Origin of the sequence: Streptomyces chattanoogensis (genome assembly GCF_001294335.1) — a bacterium.
GTDB lineage: Bacteria > Actinomycetota > Actinomycetes > Streptomycetales > Streptomycetaceae > Streptomyces > Streptomyces chattanoogensis.
In genome coordinates this window covers 1-4322 of the sequence record NZ_LGKG01000217.1, presented here as the reverse complement: position 1 = coordinate 4322, position 4322 = coordinate 1, and the positions used below count along the sequence as shown (strand labels likewise).

Genomic DNA, 4322 nt, shown 5'->3' with positions numbered 1-4322 from the left:
ACCGCACGGAACACCGGGAACGCCTCATACAACTCCCGGCCCATCCCCACCCGCTGACTCCCCTGCCCCGCAAACAGGAACGCCACCTTCCCGCCCGACGCAGACACCACGGGACCGCGCCCGTCCGCGACGGCGGCCAGCCCGGCCAGCAGGTCTTCGTGGTCGGCGCCGACCACGGCGCTGCGGAACTCGAAGTGGTGCCGGGTCGTCGCGAGCGAGAGTGCGACGTCGGCGGGGTCGAGTCCGTCGGCGTGGGCGAGCAGCCGAGCGGCCTGCGCCCGGACCGCGGCCTCGGTGCGTCCGGACACGACCCAGGGGACGACGTGGCCCGCCGGCTCCCCGGCCGGCTGGCTGGCTGGGTCCGCGGCGGGCGGTGCGGCGGGCGCCGGGCCCTGTTCGAGGACGATGTGCGCATTGGTGCCGCTGACACCGAACGAGGACACCCCCGCGCGCCGGGGCCGGTCCAGCTCCGGCCACTGCCGGTTCTCCGTCAGCAGCTCCACCGCACCCGACGCCCAGTCCACATGCGGCGACGGCTCATCCACATGCAGCGTCCTCGGCAGCACACCGTGCCGCATCGCCAGCACCATCTTGATCACACCGGCCACACCCGCCGCCGCCTGGGTGTGCCCGAGGTTCGACTTGACCGACCCGAGCCAGAGCGGACGGTCCGCCGGACGGCCCTGGCCGTACGTCGCCAGCAGCGCCTGCGCCTCGATCGGATCACCCAGCGTCGTACCGGTGCCATGCGCCTCCACCACATCGACATCCGCGGCGGTGAGCCGGGCGTCCGTGAGCGCGCTGCGGATCACCCGCTGCTGCGACGGCCCGTTCGGCGCGGTGAGGCCGTTCGAGGCGCCGTCCTGGTTGACTGCCGACCCCCGCATGACGGCGAGCACCTGGTGGCCGTTGCGTTCGGCGTCCGAGAGGCGTTCCACGAGCAGTACGCCGATGCCCTCGGACCAGCCGGTGCCGCTCGCCGAGGCGGCGAACGAACGGCAGCGGCCGTCGTCCGCCAGGCCGCGCTGGCGCGAGAAGTTCACGAAGGTGTCCGGCGTCGCCATGACGGTGACCCCGCCGGCCAGCGCCATCCGGCACTCGCCGCGGCGCAGCGCCTGCGCCGCCAGGTGCAGTGCGACCAGCGACGACGAGCATGCCGTGTCGACCGTGACCGCGGGGCCCTCGAAGCCGAAGGTGTAGGAGATCCGGCCCGATACGACGCTGCTCGACGCACCGGTGCTGAGGAATCCTTCGAGCTCGTCCGGGATGTGGTGCAGGCGGGTCGCGTAGTCGTGGTACATCACTCCGGCGAAGACGCCGACCTGCTCACCGCGCAGGGTGCCCGGGTCGATCCCGGCGCGCTCCAGGGTTTCCCAGGACACCTCCAGCAGCAGTCGCTGCTGCGGGTCCATCGCCAGGGCCTCGCGCGGCGAGATCCCGAAGAACTGCGGGTCGAACTCGGCGGCGCCGTGCAGGAAGCCGCCCTCGTCGCAGGTAGAGGTGCCGGGGTGGTCGGGGTCCGGGTGGAAGAGCGTGTCCAGTTCCCATCCGCGGTCGGCCGGGAACGCCGAGATCGCGTCGCCGCCTGCGGTGAGGAGGTCCCACAGGTCCTCGGGGGATGTCACCCCGCCGGGGTAGCGGCAGCCCATGGCTACGATCGCGATCGGCTCATCGGTCGCGGGCCCCGCGGTCGGCGTCGCCGCCGCGGGGTTCCGGTCGGCGGCCTGCTCACCGACGAGTTCGGCGACCAGGTGGTCCGCGAGCCGCTGCGGGGTCGGATGGTCGAAGACCACCGTGGCGGACAGCCGCAGTCCCGCGGCCGCGCCGAGCTGATTGCGCAGCTCCACCCCGGTCAGGGAGTCGAAGCCGAGGTCCTGGAATGCGCGGTCCGGTGCGATCGCGTCCGCGCCGGCGAAGCCGAGGACGGCGGCGACCTGGGCCCGTACGAGTTCGAGCGCCGCCGCCCGGCGGCCCTGCGGGTCCAGGTCCGCGAGCCGGTCGGCGAACTCGGAGCCCTGCCCGGCCGCGCCGGTACCGGTGACCGCCCGCCGCTTCGGGGCCCGTACGAGCGCGCGCAGCAGGGCGGGGACGGCCTGGCCGCGCAGCGCCGCCAGGTCCAGCCGCAGCGCGACGGACAGCTCGGCGTCACCGGCCACCGCGGCGTCGAACAGCGCCAGCCCCTCCCGCTCGGACAGTCCGCTCGCCCCGGAGCGCGCCATCCGCGAACGGTCGGTGTCCGCGAGCGTGCCGGTCATCGTGCTTGCCGCGGTGGCCCACGGTCCCCAGGCGATCGAGGTGGCGGGCAGTCCGGCGGCGCGCCGGTGCGCGGCCAGCGCGTCGAGCCAGGCGTTGGCCGCCGCGTAGTTGCCCTGGCCGGGGTTGCCGAAGACACCGGCGGCGGAGGAGAAGAGAACGAACGCGACGCACCCAGCGACTCCAACTCGGCCACCAGCGCGCCCGCTTCGGGCGCAGCCGCCCCACGACGGCTCAGCAACAGCAGCTCACGCACCCCGTGCTCGGCCACCACATGCCGCGCCACCAGCGCGCCCAGCGCTCCGGTGCCGCCCGTGACGACCACCGTGCCCGAGCCGAACGCCGGGGTCCGGTCGGTGACGGCCCGGCGGACCAGCCGGGGCGCCCGGAACACCGCCGCCCGCACCACGAGTTCGTCCTCACCGGTGGCCAGTGCCCTGGCCACCAGGTCCGCGCCGATCTCCGCGCCGATCTCCGCGTCGGAGTCCAGCAGCAGGAACCGGCCCGGGTTCTCCTGGGCCGCCGAACGGACCAGGCCGCGGACGGCCGCGGCGGCGAGATCCACCGGCGCGTTCCCGGCCTCGACCGCGTTCCGGGTGAGCACGACCAGGCGGGCATCGGCGAACCGCTCGTCGGCAAGCCATTCCTGCACCACGGCCAGGGCTGCCGTCAGCTCACCGCGTACGGTTCCGGGGGCCATGCCGTCGCCCGCCACAGGCAGGACCACGGCATCGACCGGGCCGGGTACCTCGGCCAGACCCGGATACCCCGGCAGGTCCCCGGTCGGATCGCCGAGTACGGCAACGGATGCAGCGGCCGCCGGGGCCGGGACCTCGGTCCACGCCACGTCGTGGAGCAGACCGGCCGCCGGGGTGGTGTCCGGGGCGCCGGCCGGCTCGCGGAAGCGCAGCGCATCGACCGAGGCGACCGGCGCTCCGGTGCTGTCGGCCACGGTGACGGCGACCGTGTCCGGGCCGTTGGGGGCCAGGTGCACCCGCAGAGCCGCCGCACCGGCCGCCCGCAAGGTCACCCCGGACCACGAGAACGGCACCCGCGGCCGGTCGTCGGTGAAGAACCCGCCCAGTCCGACGGCGTGCAGCGCGGCATCCAGCAGCGCCGGATGGAGGCCGAAGGCGTCCGCGTCCTGGTCCGGCGGCAGCGCGACCTCGGCGAACACCTCGTCGCCGCGCCGCCAGGCCGCGCGCAGGCCGCGGAACACCGGCCCGTAGCGGAAGCCGTGCTCCGCCGAGACCGCGTACAGCTCGGTGGTGTCGAGGACTTCGGCGTCCGCGGGCGGCCAAGCGGTGAGGTCCCCGCCGAGGTCCGGACCGGCCGCGGCGATGAGGCCGGAGGCGTGCTCGGTCCAGGGCGAGTCCGGCAGCGCGTCGCCGGTCCGCGAGTGGACGGACAGTTCCCGCCGGCCGTCCGGACCGGCCTCGCCGACCACCACGCGGAGATCGACGCCACCGCCCTCGGTCAGGATGAGCGGCGCCGCGAGGGTCAGCTCGTCGACCCGGTCGCAGCCGACCTCGTCACCGGCGCGCAGCGCCAGCTCCACAAACGCCGTTCCGGGGAGCAGGACCTGGTCCAGCACCACATGCTCCGCCAGCCAGGGCCGGCTCTGCAGTGACAGGCGGCCGGTCAGCACCACACCGTCCGATGCGGGCAGCGCCACGACCGCGCCGAGCAGCGGGTGCGCCGCGGCGCCGAGCCCGGCCGTGGTCACATCGCCGCCCGCGGTCGCGGGCTTCAGCCAGTAGTGCTCGCGCTGGAAGGCGTACGTGGGCAGCTCGACCCGCCGCGCGGTGCGCCCGGCGAACACCGTGTCCCAGTCCGGCTGCACGCCGCGGGCGGCGAGCCGGGCCAGCGCCGTAACGGCCGCGGGCGCCTCGGGGCGGTCGCCGCGCAGCACGGGGACGAAGGCTCCGTCCGCGATGTCCACGCAGTCCTGGCCCATGCCGGACAGGACGCCGTCCGGCCCGATCTCCAGGAACGTGGAAGCACCCTGCTCGGCGAGATACGCCATACCGTCGGCGAAGCGCACCGCCGACCGGACATGCTCCACCCAG

The 4322-nt window shown here is 74.9% G+C and carries 1 pseudogene; it reads right to left on the bottom strand.

Annotation, left to right across the window (positions count from 1 at the left end):
• Window positions 1–4322 (bottom strand): annotated as a pseudogene (locus tag ADL29_RS45890) (type I polyketide synthase); the annotation flags it as partial.